The sequence below is a fragment of the Halanaerocella petrolearia genome (genome assembly GCF_054657875.1).
The window spans coordinates 1,378,058-1,398,761 of sequence record NZ_BAAHXW010000001.1; the positions used below are offsets into that span (position 1 = coordinate 1,378,058).

Consider the following 20,704-nt stretch of genomic DNA (forward strand, 5'->3'; position numbering starts at 1 on the left):
TTACGTTACAGGTAAATATTCTTGTCGAATAATTAAATAGCTACCTAATACAACAAAAGATAGATTAGGCAACCAAGCTGCTAACCAAGGAATTAATAGTCCATTTCTACCTAAAGAACGGCTGATAGACAGAAAGACATAGTAAGCAAAAATGATTACTATACTGGCTATCAAACCAAAAATTCGTCCTTTATCAGATTTGATACTTAACGGAGCCCCAATTAAAATAAAAATTAGGCTGGCCAAAGACTGGGCCAACTTAAAATGATACTCAACCTTTAACTTCTTAGTATCTATTCCGCTATCTGCTAAGAGCTTAATTCTTTCCTTCAGTTGGGCTCTATTTAACTCTTCTGGTTTCTTCTTACGACTATATAGCTCCTTAAGTCTTCTCTTAATTTTAAAAGATACCTTCTCTAATTTACTTTCTCCAGTTACATACTCACTTCTTTCTAATCTATGCTTAATCCCTGTCTCTAAATATAAGGTCTCTTCTTTAAAGGAACCAGTCTTAGCACTAATTAAATTTTGGCTTTCAGTCTGCTTAGTATAGACTAAAATATTGTTTACCTTTCTAGTCTGATCGTTAACCTGTCCTAAATAAAAATAACGATTATTTGGCCCTTTAAAAAAGAGATCTTTATGTCTTGCTGTAGCCTTCTTCTTCTGAACTGATTCTTTAATTACTTGTTGGTATTTATTATTAGCTCTTGGTACTATACTTTCATTAAACCAATAAGTCATTAGACTAATAACAAGCCCTAATAATAATAAAGGAACTAATAAACGAGAAAACTTAACTCCTCCCATCTGTAAAGCAGTAAACTCATTATCCTTAACCAATCGACTTAGAGACAATAAAGTAGCAAATAAGACTGCCATCGAAAAACTTTTCACCATAATCCGAGGCACTCTATAGACTAATAATTTAATTACTATTCTAACAGGAATCTTTTTAATAATAATAAAATCTGTTAATTGAAATAGAAAACTACTGATTAGAATAATTACTAAAGCAAATAAAGTAAGTAAGAAAGGTTTAATAAACTCTATAGCTAAATATCTATCAATTATCTTCATTACTGCCACCTACCCTAAATTAAAATACTCCTCTTTAACCATTAAATATAATCCTATTACTCCAAAAACAAGATTAGGCAACCAAGCTGCTATTATAGGTAATAATAATCCATTCCGACCTAAAGATCGACAGAAAGATAAAATTACATAATATAAAAAAACAATCACAATACTAGCTACAATTCCAAAGACTCGTCCCTGCTTTGATTTAATAGTTAGTGGAGCACCTAATAACACAAAAATAAAACAAGCAAAAGGCTTAGCCAACTTAAGGTGATAATCAACTAATAAAGAGGCTACATCTAACCCACTTTCACGAAAGAGCTTAATATCTTCCTTTAGTTCAGACCGGCTCATCTCTGAAGTCGTCTTCTGCTCTCCATAAAAGTTTTCTAACTTCTGATTAACATTTATCTCTAATTTCTCAAAATCAGACTGATAGATTATTTCACCTTGTTTATTAAATTTATGCACCATACCTGCTACCAAATGCCAGACTTTATTCTCAAAATAACCAGCTTTAGCTGTGATTAACCGTGGAAAATCTTTATCTTCTTTCAACTCATAAACCATAATATCATACAATTTATCCTGCTGTTCATCAATCTCTCCAATATAAAAATAACGGTTACCTACTCCCTTAAAGAAAGCCCTCTCCTGTAAATCAGGCAGACCTTGTTGTAAAATAATTCGCCGTACAATATTTTCAGCTCGATGGTTGGCCCATGGTACTACATCTTCATTAATTATAAAGGTAGTCAAACTGACTAATAATGCTGTTACTAGGAAAGGAAGTAGTAAGCGATGTAAAGAGATTGATCCCATTCGTAGAGCAGTAAGTTCGTTATTTTTTACTAATTGACTCAATGATAATAGAGTAGCAAATAAAATAGAGATAGAAAAGCTCTGTACCATTACACTAGGGATTTTATAGATTAATAGTTTTAAGACTTTAATCAAAGGTACCTGTTTAACAATAATCAAATCTGTTAACTCAAATAGATAACTACTAATCATAATCACAGTTAATGCTACAATAGAAAACAGAAAAGGTTTTAAGAACTCCTTTACTAAATAACGATCAACTAACGATACTCTTAACTGCACAAAATGATCCTCCTTCTTTCGACATAGTTCTACATATATAATTAAATAAAAACCCCTTCATACCTCCCTAAATTAAGAACCCAGCCTAAGCTGGGCCAACTACTTAACAGTTACTGAAAGATCTGTATCTGTTATCAACTTAAGATTAAGATTAGTATTTAAGCCGCTACCTACTGGACTATCTGTCTTACCAAAGTAATCTCCTTCATCTACCCTATCATTATTATTTACATCTAGCCAAGCATACAGGTGCCTCCGTCCTTCTTTGGCTTCAGATAACTTATAGACTCCACTAGAGGCTGGATTAACTACTTTACTTTTCTTCTCAATAATAGAATCAATCTTTTCTCCAGCAAAGACCTGTGCCTGATTAATCTTGGCATCAGCAACTGCAGCATAAGCATTAATCAAACCAGAACCATACTTTAAATCCCAGCCTGGATTACCTAAATCCTGAGCTGTCAGTTGCAATTGTTCCTTTACTTCAGTAGGAGTAGTAGCTTGTCCACTAGCCAACACTAAAGCAGCTACACCTGCTACATGAGGAGCAGCCATTGACGTTCCAGCCATTCCACCATAACCATCAATAACAGTAGAATATATATACTCTCTATTGGCCTCTCCATCTCCTCCTGGCGCTACAAAATCAATCCTTCTTCCATAGTTAGAAAAATTGGATTTATCTAGGTTAGAATTTATTGCTCCTACAGCTATCGTCTTTTCATATCGAGCTGGATAAAGTAGATGAGGATCTCCTAATTTATCCTGTCCTCCATTTCCAGTAGCAGCAACTACTATTACTCCTTCTTGATAAGCATAATTAATAGCTTGTTTAAGAGTTAACGAAGGAAGAGAAGATCCTAAGCTGAGATTAACTACCTCTGCTCCATGATTGACTGCCCACTCAATTCCTTTAGCTACATCATAATTACTTCCACCAGCAGCACTTAAAACTCTAATAGGCATTATATTTGTATTAGGAGCTACAGTAGCAATTATTCCTGATACATGTGTCCCATGACCATAAGTATCATCTGGATTATAATTAATATTACCAGTAGAAAAATCAGACTTAGTCACATCCACTCCAGTAACTAACTGTTCCTTTAGATCTGGATGATCTAAATCCACTCCTGTATCAATAACTGCAACAGTTAGATTACTATTATTATCTAGTTTAGTCTGTGACAGACTAATAGCTTTATAATTCCAATTTTCTTTTAATTGCTCAAAAGTATTAGTGGCAGACAGTAGTTGCATCCTATTATTTAATTCAGCAAACTCAATTCGTCTATCTTGATTTAAATCTGTAAGCAAGTTAGCTAGATTGATATCATTAGTAGTTTCTACTAACAATATACCTAGATCTTTAAGACTTCCTTTCTGAGTCAACTTATAATCTTCTAGTACCTGCTTTATATTATTATCGGACCTACAAGATAGCAATAATTCAGACGGATTAGCCTGAATTAATGTAGCTTTATGTATATTATTCTCATCTACTAGCTGATTAGTGGTATCATTTATCTGCTGTTGAGCACTAATCAACTTTACTTGTCCCTTAATACCATTGAATTCATCTTCTTCTCTACTACACCCTAATAATGACAAGACTAATAATAAACCCAATAAACTAAATAGTAACTTTTTCATCACTTATCATCCCTTTAAAATTTAAATACTAATCCATTCTTTATCTGCAAACCACTAAAGTCAAACTCTTCGGCCTCTGTATTACCATCATAAACACTAAAAAAAGATTTATTGGCTCCATCTTTTAATTGGTCAAATGATAGTTGACGATAACTGATTTCTGTATTAAAAGAGAGATCTGGGTTGATTGGGATTTTAAGTGATAGACCTATCTCTCCTCCTAGTGTAAAGCCTGAATAAGATTTAGTAGTCTTCTCTTGTATATCAATAGAATAATCAACTCTTTTCTCCCATTTTAGATTAGAATAATAAGGGCCAACTCCTAACTCTAATAATAAATCTGCTTTTGCTAGAGGCAAAAGATAGCTTATCTGTCCTAACATTCCAGTTAAAAACAGATCATAAGTTTCATGATAAGCAGGATTTTGGGCTGTAGTATTGGCCCAACTAGTATCTATTTCAGCTCCTAAAGCCAACCTATCAGACCACCAATACCTACCTTGAACATAAGCTCCTAGACCAGACTTTAACTCTTCAAAACCAAATTCTCTACTTACAAGTGGAAACTCTTGCCTCAAATAATCTGCTCTTGCTTTAAGATGTTGATTTAGATCAGCTAAAGCAAAAGTAGAATAACTAACACCAGATTCTACTTCAAATTTATTGTCTTGAGCTATAACTATCGGTGTTGCTATTACTAGTATAAAGACTAACAAAAAAATCACTTGTTTCACCAAATTCCCCCTTTAAATAATATATTAAAGGAGTTTTAACCACTTCCTGCATCATATTTAATCCAATAACACAAAATTATTTATCTAAAGTTAAATTCATCCTCTAAAATTCTTAAAAAATAATAATTAATAATTTCCTCTAATCTCCAAATAATAAAGGTAAATAAATTAATTTAAATATAAAAAGGGAGGATTATTCGACTATTAGTTCTAAAAAAAATAAGTATTTGAAATCTACACTATTCTTATTAATTACAGCACTAAGTATATTAATCTTACTATTGACTAATAATTCATTACCAACTTACTACTCTTCAGAAAGGTCAAAATCAGAAATTGACTATCAAGAACTTAATCAACAAATTGAAAATTACTTAAAGAAAAAATCAAATAATACTAATCAGGCTCAGACTATTACCAACAAAGAAAATTTAAACAAATTAAGATCTGCTCTCTTTCTTTATCTACAAGATAATTACCACCTACCAACTGATATAAATCAATTAGTAGGAGATTATCTCAAATCAATCCCTCAAGAAAAGATGTCACATAGTAACAAAATAAGTAACCAACTAGACTACACTGGAGGTTGGTACTATAACCCTCAATCTAGTCTAAACCAAAACTTAAAATCATTAATCAGCACTAGTTTAAAACCAAATATTAAGAGGAACCACCCAACAGATTTTGAACCATACAAATTAATTGTGAATACTACTCAAGATAAACTCTATCTAACTAAAGGCAACAAAAGAATTAGAACCTATCCTATTGCCCATGGGAGTAAAAACAAACCAACTCCTACAGGGGAATTTACAGTTAAAAGGAAAGTTATTTTAAATGATAAGCAGAAAAAAGTTTATGGGGAATACTGGATAGGGCTTGATATCTGGACTAAAGGGGGCAGTTATGGGCTGCATGCTACAACTACTAAGAAAAAACTAGCTCAACAAAGTTCTCGTGGTTGTATTAGACTACAACCAGAAGATATAGCAGAACTCTATCAGCTTATTCCACTACAGACTAAAACAATTATAAAATAAAAATCGTAGGTATTCAGTGGTACCTACGATTTTTATCTAAACTAAAATTTATTTTTAAATCCAACACCAAAAGTAAATTCATCTAAGTCAATTGTTCCTAATCTAACTTCAATTCCTGGTTCAAACCTAAATTTAGCTCCTAAATTTACTCCATCATTATATTCGGCCATTAAGGTAGTAATTGGAATCTTAAAATTATTATTACCAGAAGAAATAGTAACTGGATTGATTATCTTGCTAACACCAGCAAATATATGATCATCAAAATAATCTTGATCACCAATTCCTATATGAGTTCTTACACCATAATAAGGAGTCATTTTACTAGCTACTAAATAATCACTACCATCATTAACTCCAAAGCTTACCTGGGGACGATAGTTATTATTTTCTGATAATAATCTAACTTTTACAGTAGGATAGAGTTGAGGATCATCATCTAACTCATTCCACTTAACTCCAGCACCTAATTGAACTCCTTTTCGCAAACCATAAATTCCTGTTATTAAATCTTGGTCATTACTACCAGCTACACCTTGATATCCCACATCTAAATCTCCAGTTAGTAGAATATCAGCTGTTGGGATCGTCAATAAACCATTACTACCAAAAGCTCCAACTTCATGGGCCTGACCTACACCTACCAGACTAAAGATTAACAATAAAGCTATGCTAAAAGTAACTTTTTTCATTCTGCTTCCTCCTTAGCTAATTCTTCTTCTAGTTGAGACACCTTCTTTTCTAACTTTCTCATTCTTCTAAGTAATTTAGGCAATTTCTTACGACTAGCTTTAATCCTTCTTTCAGAACGATGACTATGGGCCGGATAACCAGAAACAAAGGATTCAGCAGGTATATCATTAGTAACTACACTATTAGTAGCTACAGTTGTATTATTACCAACAGTCAGGTGTCCTGCTACTCCAGTCTGACCAGCTAAAGTTACTCTCTCTTCTATTTTAGCACTACCTGCAATACCTACCTGAGCAATAATCAAGCACTCTGGGCCAACTTCTACATTATGAGCAATATGAACTAGATTATCTATCTTAGTACCTTGCCCAATTATAGTTGAACCAGTAGCTCCCCGATCGACTGTTACATTAGCTCCAATTTCTACCTTATCTTCTACTATTACATTACCAAATTGAGGCACCTTGACATGGCCTTCTTCTCCTGTTTCAAAACCATAACCTTCTGAACCAATTACTGTCCCTGGATGAATCTCAACCTCTGCTCCTAGCTGACATTCATGTTCTACTACAACATTAGGATGAAGAGTACTGTCTTGACCTATCTTAGCATTGGCACCAACATAAACTCCTGGAGCCAAAATTACATTATCACCAATCTGAGCTCCTGCTTCAATAACTACTCCAGAATGAATAGAAATATTACTGCCTAACTCAGCCTCAGGGCTTACAGTAGCTTGGTTACTGATTTGAGGCTTATAATAGGGCTGAACTACAAACTCATTAGCAATCTTAGCAAAAGCTAATCTAGGATTATCAACTACTAATAATGGCTTATCAGTTTCTAGTTCAGCTAATTTAGAATTAACAACAATTGCTGCCGCTCTCTTTTCTGCTTGTTGAAAAAAATCCTTATTCAAAGCAAAAGTAATCTGATTAGCTTGAGCATTATCTGCTCCACCAACTCCATTAACCTCTACTTCTTCATCTCCAATAATCTCTCCACTGACTAATTGAGCTAACTCTTTTATCTTTTTTTCCATTCTTCTCCTCCTTTACCAACAGATCGAATATAACACCAATAATTATGTAGTATAAAAAGGGGGGGAGTCCCCCCTTTTATCAATTACTCTGATTTATCAAGCTTTTCAATTACTTTATCAGTAATATCTGTTCCACCATATTTAACTTCCTGCTTATTTAGAACTACATCATAATTCTTTTGCTCAACAATCTCTTCTACTATATTTATAATCTTATCTCTAAACTCACCTCTTAAATCTTCACGTAACTTATTAATATTATTATATACTTCCTGTCGTCTATCAGCCTTCTCTTCTTGACTTAAATCTTTGGCTTCTTGTTGATAATCTTGTTGCAATTTCTCAATCTGTTGATTCAACTTCTTCTGATACTGTTGTGCCTTTTCACTTTCAGTCCAGATCTTATCTTGACTTACTACAGCTACTTTTAACTCTTTCATTTTTACTTCAGTCTTAATCTTAGGTTTAGTTTCTTGTTGAGCACAACCTGCTAACAAAGCTAGTATAACTAATCCTAGCAATCCAAGCTTAACTAATTTCTGCACCAAATGTCACCTCCTACAATTCGTCCTTTACTTGAGCAGTTAAATTCTGAGCTGAAATATTTTCTTGTGCATCTGTTAAGACTAAATTAATATTATTCTTGCGTGCAACCTGTTTAATAACTTGATCAATATCTATTTTTCTTCTATCTTCTAGTTTCTTCTTTTGCTCTTTTAGCTGCTTGATTTCAGTCTCAACCTGCTCAACCTTAGATCTTACTTTAGATAATAGTTTCTCTCCAGCTTGATTAAAATCAGATTCAATATCTTGATTTAAATGTTTTCTACGTTCTACTAAAACTTGCTTTAACTCTTCTTCAAGTTGAGCTACTTCTGCTTTAAACTCAGTTTCCAATTCTTGTTTTCGTTCTTTGAAATCCTGCTGAGACTTCTTTACTAACTCCTCTTGATGGCTAGACAATTTTTCTTTTAACTCTTTTTCTTTTTGTTTAATGAATTGATTAACTTTCTGGTCATAAGCAGCTTGTCGTTTACTTAACTGATTCTCTTTAGTAGAAGTTAATTCTTTTAATCGTTGTTGATATTCTTTAGATTTCTCTTTACTTAGAGCACTTACCTGTAACTTTAACCTTAAGTTAAGAATTCTAGAGTTATACTGCTGATCTAATTGGGCTTTATACTCTTTTAATTTTTTATCATACTTAGCCCTCTTAGCTGCAATCTCTTTAGTTATCTTACTTTCTAACTCTTTTTTGCGCTCTTTAATCTTCCTATCTAACCTATCTTTGATCTCTTTATGATACCCTTCTAAATTAGATTTTAATTCTTCTTGTCTCTTACTCATTTTATTTTGATAATCTTGCTTAATAGATTCTAATCTATCTTGAGCTTGCTGATTAAAGTTAGCTAATTGTTTTTGACTATTCTTCTTAATCAGATCTAAATTATTTTTTTCTTGCTCTAATGTTAGCTCTGCATTAACAATCTTTTGTTGTAATTGTTTGATCTGACCAGTTAAAGGATGTTCTTGCTGTAATTCTTTAAAATCTACTATTCCAACTTGTGAATCATCTGTAATGTCTGTAGCTTCTTGTCTAATTTTAACTTCTGCTTGACTATAACCTACTACACCTAATAATAGAGCGATTAATAAAATACCTGCTCCAATTTTAAACCAATGACGTTGGAACATTTAAAATCACCTACCTTAATTACTATTCAGTAGTTTTTGTATTATTTTCTGTATTATCTGTTTGATCCTCTGTTTCAGCTTTAACTTCAGCCAATACCTCATCTGTTAGATTATATCCTCCAGTCAAGACAGCAGATTTATCAACTACAATAGTAATACCTTTTTCTTGAGCTACCTGACTAATTTTTTCATTAATATCCTGCATTACCTGTCCTACTAAATCACGCTCTAATTTATCAAGTTGTTTCTGATAATTCTGTAATAATTTCTGTCTTTCTTCCTTGCTTAAGTCTTTAGCTTCCTGTTCTAATTCCTGTTGTAGTTTTTTGGCTTCTCCCTGCAACTTACCTTCAGAAGCAACTTTTTGAGGGTGGTTATTAAATAACTTCTGCATATCAACATAACCAATCTGTGGTTTTTTCTCAGCTTTAGCAGGCTGATTGATTAAGAAACCAGCCCCTACTAAAGCAACTAATAATCCAACTAAAACTACAGGAGATAATTTTCGCATTATTTGTCCTCCTTAACTTAAAATCTATTTCCGATTCTAATACTAAAGTTACTATCTTCTTCTAACTGAGCATCTGGAGCATAACCATAATCTAAACCTAATTGTCCAATTGGTGTATTAAATCTAACTCCTAAACCAACTGAATAATTAATATCCTTTAATTCTTCTAGATCTAAGTGATCATTAAAAGTCCTACCAGCATCTACAAAACCAACTCCAGTTACTTTATCTACAATTTCAGCTCTATATTCTAAATTAGTAGCTAAGATCGAATCGCCAACAAAACCTTCTGCTACTGGATCATATCCTTCAGACTCATGTTCTTTATAATACTGATTATCATAACCACGTACCCCATCTAAACCAGCTAGATAATACTGTTCTGAATCAGTTAAATTACCACTGCTTTCACCTAGTTTCATACGTAAAGCCCAGCTATTTTCACCATCAGATAACAGCTTATCAGGAAGATACTTTCTTAAATCAGCTTCATATTTAGCAAAATCATTATCGCCGCCTAAAATACCTGCCTTCTCTACTGAAAATTCAGCTCTACTTCCAGTCTTAGGGTTAATGATATTATCTCTAGTATCGCGGATAGTCTTTAGAGTTAAGCTACGGCTATCATGCCATTCTGATTCCTCTTCAGTCTTTTCCCTATCCATAGTCAACTTAACATATCCTTTAGTATTCTCAGTTAGAGGTCTTCCAAGAGTAATATTTCCACCTTTTGTCTTTTCTGTTACATCATCTGCTCTATCTTCTTCTTTATTATAAAGGTTGAAATTAAGGCTAGTTTCTGTTCCAAAAGCCCACGGCTCATAAAAGCCTATCTCATAAGTGTTCTTTTTATTACCAAATTCCCAATTTAATTTGACACGTTGACCACGACCAAATAGATTATCTTTTTTAATATTAATTAATCCGGTCCACCCAGAAGTACCATTATAACCTCCACCAACACTAAAGGTACCTGTCTTCTTCTCTTTTACTTGAATTTCTAAATTAACTGCCTGTGGATTGTCTTTTACTTTATTAAACTTAGGCTTAACATCTTTAAAATAACCTAAATTATATATTTCTCTCAAATCTTCCCACATCTTATTAATATTAAATACATGACCTGGTTTCATAGATAGTTCACGTCTAATAACATAGTCTTTAGTTACATTATTACCGCTAATTAGAATCTTATTAAGCTTACCCTCTTTTATCTTAAGATGAAGTTCATCTTGATTTTTGATTGTTACATCAACTACTTTAGCTAATACATAACCTTCCTCTTGATAGTATTTATTAATCTCTTCTACACCTTTATTTAGTCGATTAACATTAAGCACTTGACCTACATCAAGACCTAGTAACTCCTTGACTTTGGCTTTAGAAAGATTTTTATTTCCTGTTACTTTTATAGATGATAATTTAGGGTTTTCAATCACTTCAAGAATTAACATTAAACCTTGTTTATGATTCTTAAAATTGACTCGTACATCAAAGAAATAACCTAAATCAAAGATTGCTTGTACATCTTTTTGTAATTTTTGATGAGAAATATTGTCACCAACTTGAGTTTTAACCTGACTCAAAATTTCATCCTTAGAAACATGCTTATTTCCTACTACTTTAATTTCAGTAATAACATTTTGACTTAACTTATTATCTGAACTGGATAATCCACCATCTATTTCAGCAGCTACTAAAAAACTACTATTAGCAACTACTAATACTAAGACTAAAGTTATTATTCCCAATTCTTTAAATCGCATTAGCTTTATCCTCCTCTATAACTATATTCTCTCACTAATATTTAAAATGGCACTGTCACTTCTACACCTAACTTATAATCACCTTGACTATCATAAGAACCTCTAAGTTGTAAGTTATCTAATCCTTGACTAAAGTTATATTCGAAACCAACAGCTTGCTTTTCTTCAATACCAAAACTACGATTATACTTTAGCATAAAGTTATCAAAGATAAACTTACCTATTTCAATCTCTAACTTATCACTTAATAAAGACTTAATTCTGACTTGATCTAAGTTCAATGATTCTTCAAAAGATCGTTCTACTTTATATATTAACTCTGTCTTAAAACCTTCGCCTACAATTCTCCATAACTCATCTTTAACAGCCTGTTCATAGTTTTTCTCTAATAAATTCCCAATCCCTCCTTGCTTAGTTAATAAAGTAATAATTTCTTTCTTTGTTAACTCGGGATCAGAAGAGAGAGAAAATTTCAAACGATCAGCTAAACCAGTTAGATCAAGGTTAATAGTAGTATCTTGCACCTTTGTCTGAGCCTGAATTTGTAAATTAGGAATATAACTATACTTATTAAAAACAGCTCTTCCTTCTTGTAGTTCAAATTCTGTATTATAATAAGTAAAGCGACCAGTAGTAGACTTTAACCTACCAGTTAGCTCTAACTTATCATTAACTGTCTTAAGATTTAACTCTCCACCTTGAACTAAGACATCAATATTGTCATTCCTCACTTTAACCTTCTCTCCTGGTTTAACCTGTAAGTCAAAACGTGGTTTAATAAATGGTTCCTGATTACTATTATCTCTTGGCCACTTAAAAGGAAGATTAAAGTTCATATTATGAGCTTTAATCTCACCTGAAACTAAAGGCTCTTGTAAAGATCCTGTAACTTCTAATTTAGCATCATTTAAACCTTGCCAAGAACCATGCTCAAAAGCAATATCTTGACCTTGGAATTTCAAGTCATAATTTATTGGCATTAAATCATTTAAAGCAATATCTCCTTGTAAATTAAAGTTACCTTCTCCATAATGGCCAGTCAAGTTATCAACTACTACTCTTTCATCTTTAAATAAAATATCACCTGTTAAATCTTGAATTTTTCTATCTAAAACAGGATGGGCAAAACTGGCTGATACTAACTTAGCTGCTCCAGTTAATCTAGGATTCTGCCAAGTACCTCCTAAGTTTAACTGGGCACTTCCTTGACCTCGGGCCAACTTAACATCATCTAACCAAAAAGAAAGCAGACTTAAATTTCCTTTCTTCATCTTTAAATTAAGCCCAAATTTTTGACTATTGTTTAAAGGGATAACTCCATCAGCTTGTAAAGTACTATTTCCTTTTACCTCTAACTCCTGATTTAGAATAAGTTTCTGACTATCAATTACCTTAGCTCGACCAGATAACTCTTCATAATCTAGTCCAGCCACTTGACCCTGGGTAATCTTCAAATTAGAATCAAAATCCAAACTATCTAACTCACCTGTTAACTTACCTGTAAGATCAAGCTGTCCTGCTATTTGATAAGGTAATAAATTAAATCTATTGAGGAAATCTAAATTAAACTGTTGTGCTACTAATGATAAGTCAACTCCATTACCAAACCAATAATCTCCATTTAGTTGCAGATTACCTTTTTGATCAATATCTGATATTGAGAGATCGGTCTTAAATTTAGGCTGTCTTACTGAACCATTAGCTTCAATTCGACCTGTCAGTTGATAATCTTCCCTAATTTGAATAGGAAGAATTTGATTTAAATAAAAAAGATTTCCTTGTTTAATATCAACTATAAAATCATCAAATTCTTGTTGGTGTAGGTTTATACCACCTCTAAAATCATATGAATTACCAACTTGATTTAATTGACCGTCTAATACAGATAACTTAGCATCATCATAATCTAATTTAGCATCTATCTGGCCTATCTGATACTGATTAACCTTAACTTCTTGGCTATCAACTGTAGCGGATACTTTAAGATCAGATACTTTACCATAAACTCTTCCTCTAGCCTTAGCTTTTCCTCTTATTGCACCTAATCTAGTTAAATGATCTAAATCCTGTAAAGATAAATTTTGGCTGTTAAAACTCAAATCCAACCTTTCATCCACAAAGGTACCACTTGCTTGAGCAGTACTATCTTGATAAGCAGCCTGTAAATTATAAATTCTAAACTCTCCTTGTTGAAAACCAAAATCAAGTTTAGCCCGATCAAAATGTTGATCAAAAGCTTGACCAGATTTAACAAAAGTCTGTCCTTTAATTACTGGATCAGTTAATAATTGCTTGATCTCAGTTCGCCCACTAGCTGCTCCTGTAACTGGTAGATCAATACCTAAGTTTGCTAATAGCTTAGCTGCTTCTACCTGTTGAGTATTAATCACTAACTTAGAATCATTACTAGCTAAATCAATCTTACCTTGCAGCTGACTATTCAACCTGGGTATATTTACTGACTGTAATTTAATTATTTGATTATTATAACTTAACTTACCAGTAGCCTGATTAATACTCAAATCCATTGGATCTGCTAAGACTAAATTTTGTAGCCCAAACCGACCTGTAAACTTTGGATCCGATATATTCCCAGTTAATTTCCCATCTAAACTCAGCTCACCTGATAACTTATCTAAGTTATGAAGTGAATTTAGTTGCTCTAATTTCAATTTATCAGCTTCCAAAGTCAAATCCAACTCTCCTGCTAAGTCAATCATACCTCCTAACTTAAACATACTCTTACCCGACTTTAATTGGGCCTGGTTAAGAAACAACTGACTTTGACTCAACCAGAAATTACCGTCAAATTGATCGAAATTATAATTACTTATCTTGCCTTGACCTATAGAAAGTGATCCTAATGCATTCAGTTGATCCCATTTAAAGGATGTACCTGAAATTATAGCGTCACCTTCAGCTTGTCCAGAAAGAGATAGACTTAAACCAAACTCTCTTTTCAACTTAGCTAAATCCAAATCTGAAAATTGAGCTGATAAAATATAATTGAATTCTTCACCAAAAGTCAACATACCGTCACCTGTAAACTGCCCTGTACCATAATTGAAATTTAACTTCTTTAAATTTAAAGCACTATTTTGATAATATAATTTACTTGTTAAATCACTAACTTCAACTTGATTTATCTTACCAGTAGTTAATTTTAGTTCAGCCGTTAGATTAGGATCCTGTAAAGATCCTCTCAATTGACCATTGATATTAGCTAAACCTGTTAATTGTAACTCAGATGGTAAGAAACTATTTAGCTTAGCCAACTGTAGTTGTGGTACTTGATAATTTAGATTAAACTGTGGCTTCTGCCAACTAAATACTTCTCCTTGAAACAATAAAGGGGCCTTCTTAAATCTAGCAAACAGCCTCTTTACTTTTAGACCATATTCATTAAGACTAAAATATCCACTAATATCATTTAGTTTCTTATCTTGATAGGATAAATTAGCATCCTTTAGCTGTAAATCACCATAATAGTTGGGTACTGCTCCCAACTTACCTTTAAAGCTAATATTACCATCAAGTTGGCCCTGATAATTAAGATCAGCTAAATTAAAATCAAATCTCTTTCCTACTTTAGCCAAATCAAGCTGACTAAATTCAAGTTTACCTTGATAGTTTTTGTCTTTAATCGACCCTATTAGCTTCAATTTACTATTATTTAAACTAGCTATTCTAGCTATTAAATCAACTTCTAGATTATTATTTACTTCTAAAGATCCTTCCAACTTATCAACTTTCTCTTTTAATTTATTAGACTGATAATCAACTTGGCCCTGCTTAATTTCAATAGTCAAATCTAAGTCACTAGATTCACTTGTAGAGGATGAATTATCTGGTTCTATAAACTTATCCTGTAAAGATTGATAATTCCATTGCTCTTGTTTAACTAAATTAATCTCTGGGCCAACTAAACTAATTTTTGCAATACTATCTAATGGCTTTAAATAATTAAATAGCAAGTCTTGCCAGCTATAATGAATTGTTATACTCCTAGCCTGTAATAAATCAGTATTATAATCACCTTTCATCTGAATCTGATTAATCTTTAACTGATTTAAACCTACTAAATTAATTGATCCTACTTTTAACTCTGTTTCTAAAACTTTCTCTAATTGATTGACTACACCAGTTTTAATTTCTGATAATAATTGATTACTATTTATAACTAATATAGAAGAAAGAATAAAGAATAAAGCAGCTACCCCGATGACTACTTTATTGTCTGCTAGAACCTGTAATTGCATTTTCCATCCTCCAGTCTAACTGGACAATCATGTATAAGATATTAGACTTATACTACAATACTTTATATAAATTTCGAGTCACTTTTAATAATATTATATTTTACTATCAGTTGCAATGGATATAATTAGTTATATGATCGACAAATAAATATAAGCAATATAATTTCCTACTATATAAAAAGAAAAAAGTCCCTTCTTAAGGGACTTAAATTCATTTAGCATTATCTTTTATTTGACTTTTATCTTGCTTGGTACTGACATCAACCTTCTCCATTACAGCACCTCTCAATACATAATTAGTATCAATCTTCTCTTTGACTAGATCTTTTTTAACAACTGGTTGTTCCTTTGAGGCTACCTTAGATTGGGACGTATAATTAGGTTTTACTTTCACTAATAACTGATTATTTTGATTCTGCTTCTGATATACCTTAATCAACTCTTCTAAAGACTTAATATTATTAGCTTTAGCCGATCGATTATCATTCTCCTGTTGGGTAAATTGTTCTAAGTTAGCTTCTTGCCCACTTAAAATATGCAACTCTAACTTTCCAGCTTCAACATCTTCTGGTATCTTTACTTTTACTTTCTTTTCTACTACTTCTTTTCTGTAAGGACGTAAAGTTATTTTAGCTTCAACTTCATCTCCAGGCTTTACTTTATCTTTGTCTAATTCTACTTGCTCTACTAAAGCCATTTTAGACTCTTTTTCTACTTCTATATTTAATTTAATACCATTGATTTCTACTTTCTGAAATGGGTTATTAATTATTAAATTTAAACCATTTAATAGGCTAGATAAAGAAGTTGCAGCTATATCACTAGAATTATAGTAGAGATCCTCTTTTTTAAGTAACTGATTAGGTAGATTATTCCCCATAATCTCCATCTTGACCTTAGCTGTACCTCCACCTTGACGATCAATAGTACTATCTATTACCTGTAATAAAGCAGCTGCAGACAGCTTAGGTAATAGTTCTTGATCTTGTACTATCTGAAAGTTATAGACTTGCTGCTTTTCTAAATCTTTATCTGTTACTTCAACTTCAACTGGGACAACATTAGAATATTTATCAATTACTCCAGCCAAACCTGCACTTCTATCCTGATTAATAGTTCCTTTCAAATCAATTGGGGAACCAAGCTTAAAAGGCATTTTAACACTAGTAATCATTTGATGAACATAGGCTGTAGATAAGAAATAATTAGCATTTCCTTTAGATAAAAAAGGATGACCAAAAGCTAACACCTGATTTTGATCACGATAAGTTAAAGTTCCAATTGCAGACACATTAATATCTCCTCGTACTAACTGAGCTGCTACTGCACTACCTGGCTCTAAAGTTGTTTCTTGCTTACCAGTAACTACTCCTCCACCATTAACAGGAGTCAAATCATAATTTTTTAATTCCTTGGCTAATCTACTTCGGGCCCTACCAGCTAAACCACTAACAACTAAAGGGGTTGTTACAGGAGTGGCCACTAGAACGTCAGATGAAGTAGTTTCTTCTTTTTTAGCAAACTTAACCTTATGATATTCTTTAGCTCCAACCTTAATTGGCTGATCTAACTTAATATCTTCTTTAGAGTTGGCTTTTTTATTTAATTTAAAGATATCAAGCATACTTTTAATAGGTGTTACCATACCAATCTTATGATTGGCCATCTGCCAACCATAACCAACAGCTCCTATCAACTTACCATCAATATAAACAGGGCTACCACTCATTCCGGAAGCAATACCACCTGTCTTATCTATTACTTCTCCACTAGTTTTAACTAAAATTAGAGGATTATTAGCCTTCTGCTCTAATATACTAATTACTTCTACATTAAAATCTCTAACTTTAGTCCCCTTAATAACTGTCTTACCTATCCCTTGCATACCAGGTTTAACCTTATCTAATGGCATAATCTGGGGACTAGCTATTGCTATTTGAGAAAATAAGAGACATATAAATGCTACTAGAATAGTCTTTCTGATTTTCTGCAATCAAATCCCTTCCCTTCTAGGTAAACTCTAATAGTTACCTTGATTCAACTGTCTATAGACAGCTTCAGAAATTCCAATCTTACTACCTTGAGCTGCTTTTTTAGACAGCTCATTGTAGTACATATCTTGATATATTTCTCCTTGCAGACCAGTATCTAATAATTTAGATTTAAAGCCTGCTTTCTTCATCTGTTTAAACATCATCCCAACAAACAAAGACTCAAACTTTTCACTAACCTTCTTTAATTCATCTTGACTGTTAGTTTTATCTTGTTCAACCTGATTAGTAAGCATCTTTTTAAAATCCTGTTTTGCTTTTGTCTGTTGAGATTGTTTCATCTGCAATTGATTCAGTTTTAATTTAGAATCTATCTTCATTCTTATAGCTGTCACCTCCTACATAATCTCTAACTTAGCATGTAAAGCTCCAGCCTGTTTAATAGCTTGGAGAATAGAAATTACATCTCTTGGTTTTGCACCTACGGCATTCAATCCTTTTACTACATCAGAAATAGTAGCTCCTTTAGGTAATACCATTAGTTTTTTCTCTTCTTGTTGAACATCAACATTAGTATTTTCTTCTGTTTCAGTCTCTCCATCAGAAAACTCTGGAGGCTGTACTACCTCTTCATTAGTCTCAATAGTTACTGTTAGATTACCATGAGAGACTGATACCTTAGACAAACGTACATTATGCCCCATTACAATTGTTCCTGTTCGTTCATTAACTACTACCTTAGCTTTAGTATCTGGTCGCACTTCCAACTGACCAATACGAGAAATAAAATTCACCTTTTTATCTTTAAAATGTCTTGGGATTTTAACCTCTACTTGACCTGCATCTACTGGCTGAGCATAAGCGCCACCTTGTGGAGTATATCCAAAGTTATTATTAATTACATCAGATATTCTCTGGGCAGTAGAAAAATTAGGTTCAGATAAAAGCAAAGTTACCTGGTCATTAGTTACAAATCTAGTTGGTACAGATTTTTCTATTAGAGCTCCATTAGGAACTCTACCTACTGTAGAATGGTTCTGTCTAACCTGATTACCTCCTTGACCACTATTAAATCCACCAATAGAAACTGGTCCCTGCGCTACAGCATAAACCTTCTTTTGGTTTGGCCCTTGCAAAGGAGTCATTAATAAAGTTCCACCTTGTAAACTGTCTGCTCCTCCAATAGAAGATAAAGTAACATCAATTTCATCTCCTGATTCTACAAAAGGAGGTAAAGTAGCCGTAACCATTACTGCTGCTACATTATCTCCTTCTAACTGAGAAGGATTAATTTGCAAACCAAAATTACGTAACATATTAGATATCGACTGCACAGTTTGGGCACTTCCTCCATCACCAGTTCCATTTAAGCCAACTACTAACCCATAACCTATTAGTTGATTGTTACGAACACCCTTAACTCGGGTTATATCTTTAATTCTAACTAAAGGATCATTTTTACTCTCTTGACTAGGGGTTAAAGCTAAAGCAGAACTAGCTATGATTAAAACTAATAATAATGAGATTATAACTTTTTTCATACTATTCCCTCTTTCTAGAATAACCAATTAAGAATCCTAGTAATAATTCCTGGTTTCTGCTTGTCAGCAACTGCTCCTTGGCCCTCATAATTGATATCTAACTGAGCAATTTTAGTTGAATCAATAGTATTATCAGGTGAGATATCTCCTGGTCTAATTACTCCATGCAACTTAATTTTCTGTTCTTCATCATTAATATTGATCTTCTTTTTTCCTATGATCTTTAAATTTCCATTATCTAAAACTTTTTCTACTTCAACAGTAACCTTAGCAGACAAATTACCACTACGACTAGTAGTTCCTGTTGCAGTACTACTATCACTTTCATTAAAACCAAAGGGATTAATAAAATCTAAAATTCCTGTCCCAGCTCCAGCATTAGCTTGATTACTTTGAGATACATCTGTGCTGGCCTGCTGATTAGCTGTAGCATTTTCACTAACAATTACTGTTAAAATATCCCCTGCTTTATAGGCCTTATTAGTTGAATACATAGGTTTTGAATCATCCCATAACGACGCTGCTTGACCTATTGTAGATACAAATAACAACAATAATAGAAATAAACCCCCTACTTTCTTAAACATACTATTATTCACCTGCTTTCAATTTAACGAATTATTACTTTAACCTGTCCTTTAGCAACTACTTTACCTTTTAGACTCTTACCACTACTCTTATTTTTAACTTTAATTATTTCTCCCTTATGCCCTGGCTCTAAAGAGCGCCCTATAGTACTTATTCTTACACCACCTATTTGAGCAATAATCATTACATCCTGCCAACGTTTGACCAGTGAAGGCATTTCAATCATATGTTTCAATAATGGTCTACCTGCTCTTAAAGAATTCTTCAGCTGCATATTTGTAAGAGAATCATCAAGAGTAACAAATTCTTGATTAGGATTAGTCACCAGTTTTCTCTTTTCTTTAAATAAACTCCGCTTAATAGTCTGATCTTGCTTCAAATTCTCTTTAGCTACCAATACTTTCTTCCATAACTTAACTTCATACTGTAAATAAAACCGTTTATAGAGTTGATTATCTACTAAAATCCTAACTGGAATCATAGTTCTACCAACTAAATGTCGTGAAAAAGTACTCTCTACTTCAATTTCTAAATTTCCAGTAGGAACTCTTAATTTCTGTGGTGGATTAATAGCTCGAATCTTTATATTATTACTAGAGTAAGGTAATTGATTATAAATGTAATTTTTACCTGTCTCAATTAATCTTTTAACTGGTAGCTTACGATAATTACTAATAACATTAAATTGATAAGGTACCTGTAAAACTACTTGAGATAAATCAATCTGTTTATTCCTTAAAACAGAAATTACTTCTTGTCGATAAATAGTTCTTTTATAATCTGGTAATGGAGCTTGGCCCAAATCAATATTTTTAATCTGTTCTTTAAATGATTTACTTCCTTTTATTTGAGCAATTTCTTGTAGTCTGACTTTGAGTCTAGTAACTTGAACCTGCTGAGGAATAACAATAGTATTTACCTGACTATCATTAGCCATAATACCAGATGTAAATAATAAGAGTAATAACAGTAAATTTAAAGCTATTAGATTCTTTTTCATC

17 protein-coding genes are annotated in these 20,704 nt (G+C 32.7%); 1 reads left to right on the top strand and 16 read right to left on the bottom strand.

Features of this window, described 5'->3' with window-relative positions:
- The 4 genes from ACYQ39_RS06950 to ACYQ39_RS06965 form a co-directional block, all read right to left on the bottom strand.
- On the bottom strand, nt 1–1,080 hold the full coding sequence (locus tag ACYQ39_RS06950) for an LptF/LptG family permease (RefSeq protein ID WP_459841464.1): 1,080 nt from the start codon (nt 1,078–1,080) through the stop codon (nt 1–3).
- A gap of 9 nt (nt 1,081–1,089) precedes the next feature.
- Nucleotides 1,090–2,187, bottom strand: a complete 1,098-nt coding sequence (locus ACYQ39_RS06955; RefSeq protein ID WP_459841466.1) for an LptF/LptG family permease — start codon at nt 2,185–2,187, stop codon at nt 1,090–1,092.
- 99 nt (nt 2,188–2,286) lie between these two features.
- The gene (locus ACYQ39_RS06960; RefSeq protein WP_459841468.1) at nt 2,287–3,840 is read right to left on the bottom strand and encodes a S8 family peptidase; all 1,554 of its coding nucleotides are present in this window, start codon (nt 3,838–3,840) and stop codon (nt 2,287–2,289) included.
- A 14-nt stretch (nt 3,841–3,854) separates the two neighbouring features.
- Nucleotides 3,855–4,574 (bottom strand): outer membrane beta-barrel protein, encoded by a 720-nt coding sequence (locus tag ACYQ39_RS06965; protein ID WP_459841470.1) that lies wholly within the window; start codon nt 4,572–4,574, stop codon nt 3,855–3,857.
- Nucleotides 4,575–4,801: 227 nt separating this feature from the next.
- On the opposite strand from ACYQ39_RS06965, the gene ACYQ39_RS06970 reads away from it, so the two are divergent.
- Nucleotides 4,802–5,617, top strand: coding sequence for a L,D-transpeptidase (locus ACYQ39_RS06970; protein WP_459841472.1), 816 nt, complete (start codon nt 4,802–4,804; stop codon nt 5,615–5,617).
- A gap of 41 nt (nt 5,618–5,658) precedes the next feature.
- On the opposite strand, the gene ACYQ39_RS06975 is transcribed toward ACYQ39_RS06970, so the two are convergent.
- The 12 genes from ACYQ39_RS06975 to flgA all read right to left on the bottom strand — a co-directional run bounded on the left by ACYQ39_RS06975 (nt 5,659) and on the right by flgA (nt 20,703).
- On the bottom strand, nt 5,659–6,309 hold the full coding sequence (locus tag ACYQ39_RS06975) for a YjbH domain-containing protein (protein ID WP_459841473.1): 651 nt from the start codon (nt 6,307–6,309) through the stop codon (nt 5,659–5,661).
- Complete coding sequence (lpxD, locus tag ACYQ39_RS06980; protein WP_459841475.1) at nt 6,306–7,352, bottom strand: UDP-3-O-(3-hydroxymyristoyl)glucosamine N-acyltransferase; 1,047 nt, start codon at nt 7,350–7,352, stop codon at nt 6,306–6,308. Before lpxD ends, ACYQ39_RS06975 begins: the two co-directional genes overlap by 4 nt.
- 83 nt (nt 7,353–7,435) lie before the next feature.
- The gene (locus ACYQ39_RS06985; RefSeq protein ID WP_459841477.1) at nt 7,436–7,897 is read right to left on the bottom strand and encodes an OmpH/Skp family outer membrane protein; all 462 of its coding nucleotides are present in this window, start codon (nt 7,895–7,897) and stop codon (nt 7,436–7,438) included.
- Nucleotides 7,898–7,910: 13 nt separating this feature from the next.
- Nucleotides 7,911–9,047, bottom strand: a complete 1,137-nt coding sequence (locus tag ACYQ39_RS06990; RefSeq protein ID WP_459841479.1) for a coiled-coil domain-containing protein — start codon at nt 9,045–9,047, stop codon at nt 7,911–7,913.
- A gap of 22 nt (nt 9,048–9,069) precedes the next feature.
- Nucleotides 9,070–9,558: an OmpH/Skp family outer membrane protein gene (locus tag ACYQ39_RS06995; protein WP_459841481.1), complete on the bottom strand. Its 489-nt coding sequence runs from the start codon at nt 9,556–9,558 to the stop codon at nt 9,070–9,072.
- Nucleotides 9,559–9,575: 17 nt separating this feature from the next.
- Nucleotides 9,576–11,324, bottom strand: a complete 1,749-nt coding sequence (locus ACYQ39_RS07000; RefSeq protein WP_459841483.1) for a BamA/OMP85 family outer membrane protein — start codon at nt 11,322–11,324, stop codon at nt 9,576–9,578.
- 41 nt (nt 11,325–11,365) lie between these two features.
- Nucleotides 11,366–15,583, bottom strand: coding sequence for a translocation/assembly module TamB domain-containing protein (locus tag ACYQ39_RS07005; protein ID WP_459841485.1), 4,218 nt, complete (start codon nt 15,581–15,583; stop codon nt 11,366–11,368).
- Nucleotides 15,584–15,794: 211 nt separating this feature from the next.
- A complete protein-coding gene (locus ACYQ39_RS07010) occupies nt 15,795–17,576 on the bottom strand; it encodes a SpoIVB peptidase S55 domain-containing protein (protein ID WP_459841487.1) in 1,782 nt (593 codons plus the stop codon).
- A 27-nt stretch (nt 17,577–17,603) separates the two neighbouring features.
- Nucleotides 17,604–17,954, bottom strand: coding sequence for a rod-binding protein (locus ACYQ39_RS07015; RefSeq protein ID WP_459841488.1), 351 nt, complete (start codon nt 17,952–17,954; stop codon nt 17,604–17,606).
- An 18-nt stretch (nt 17,955–17,972) separates the two neighbouring features.
- Nucleotides 17,973–19,115 carry a flagellar basal body P-ring protein FlgI gene (locus tag ACYQ39_RS07020; protein ID WP_459841490.1) on the bottom strand — a complete coding sequence of 381 codons (1,143 nt, stop codon included), beginning with the start codon at nt 19,113–19,115 and terminating at the stop codon, nt 17,973–17,975.
- 14 nt (nt 19,116–19,129) lie between these two features.
- A complete protein-coding gene (locus tag ACYQ39_RS07025; RefSeq protein WP_459841492.1) occupies nt 19,130–19,702 on the bottom strand; it encodes a flagellar basal body L-ring protein FlgH in 573 nt (190 codons plus the stop codon).
- Nucleotides 19,703–19,725: 23 nt separating this feature from the next.
- Nucleotides 19,726–20,703, bottom strand: a complete 978-nt coding sequence (flgA, locus tag ACYQ39_RS07030) for a flagellar basal body P-ring formation chaperone FlgA (RefSeq protein ID WP_459841494.1) — start codon at nt 20,701–20,703, stop codon at nt 19,726–19,728.
- Nucleotide 20,704 lies beyond the last annotated feature (1 nt).

Bases quoted from the DNA above. Each gene is read 5' to 3' on its own strand.
- ACYQ39_RS07020 (WP_459841490.1), bottom strand. From the start codon at position 19,115: ATGAAAAAAGTTATAATCTCATTATTATTAGTTTTAATCATAGCTAGT.
- ACYQ39_RS06990 (WP_459841479.1), bottom strand. From the start codon at position 9,047: ATGTTCCAACGTCATTGGTTTAAAATTGGAGCAGGTATTTTATTAATC.
- ACYQ39_RS06960 (WP_459841468.1), bottom strand. From the start codon at position 3,840: ATGAAAAAGTTACTATTTAGTTTATTGGGTTTATTATTAGTCTTGTCA.
- ACYQ39_RS06950 (WP_459841464.1), bottom strand. From the start codon at position 1,080: ATGAAGATAATTGATAGATATTTAGCTATAGAGTTTATTAAACCTTTC.
- lpxD (WP_459841475.1), bottom strand. From the start codon at position 7,352: ATGGAAAAAAAGATAAAAGAGTTAGCTCAATTAGTCAGTGGAGAGATT.
- ACYQ39_RS07000 (WP_459841483.1), bottom strand. From the start codon at position 11,324: ATGCGATTTAAAGAATTGGGAATAATAACTTTAGTCTTAGTATTAGTA.
- ACYQ39_RS07025 (WP_459841492.1), bottom strand. From the start codon at position 19,702: ATGTTTAAGAAAGTAGGGGGTTTATTTCTATTATTGTTGTTATTTGTA.
- ACYQ39_RS06995 (WP_459841481.1), bottom strand. From the start codon at position 9,558: ATGCGAAAATTATCTCCTGTAGTTTTAGTTGGATTATTAGTTGCTTTA.
- ACYQ39_RS06975 (WP_459841473.1), bottom strand. From the start codon at position 6,309: ATGAAAAAAGTTACTTTTAGCATAGCTTTATTGTTAATCTTTAGTCTG.
- ACYQ39_RS07005 (WP_459841485.1), bottom strand. From the start codon at position 15,583: ATGCAATTACAGGTTCTAGCAGACAATAAAGTAGTCATCGGGGTAGCT.
- ACYQ39_RS07015 (WP_459841488.1), bottom strand. From the start codon at position 17,954: ATGAAGATAGATTCTAAATTAAAACTGAATCAATTGCAGATGAAACAA.
- flgA (WP_459841494.1), bottom strand. From the start codon at position 20,703: ATGAAAAAGAATCTAATAGCTTTAAATTTACTGTTATTACTCTTATTA.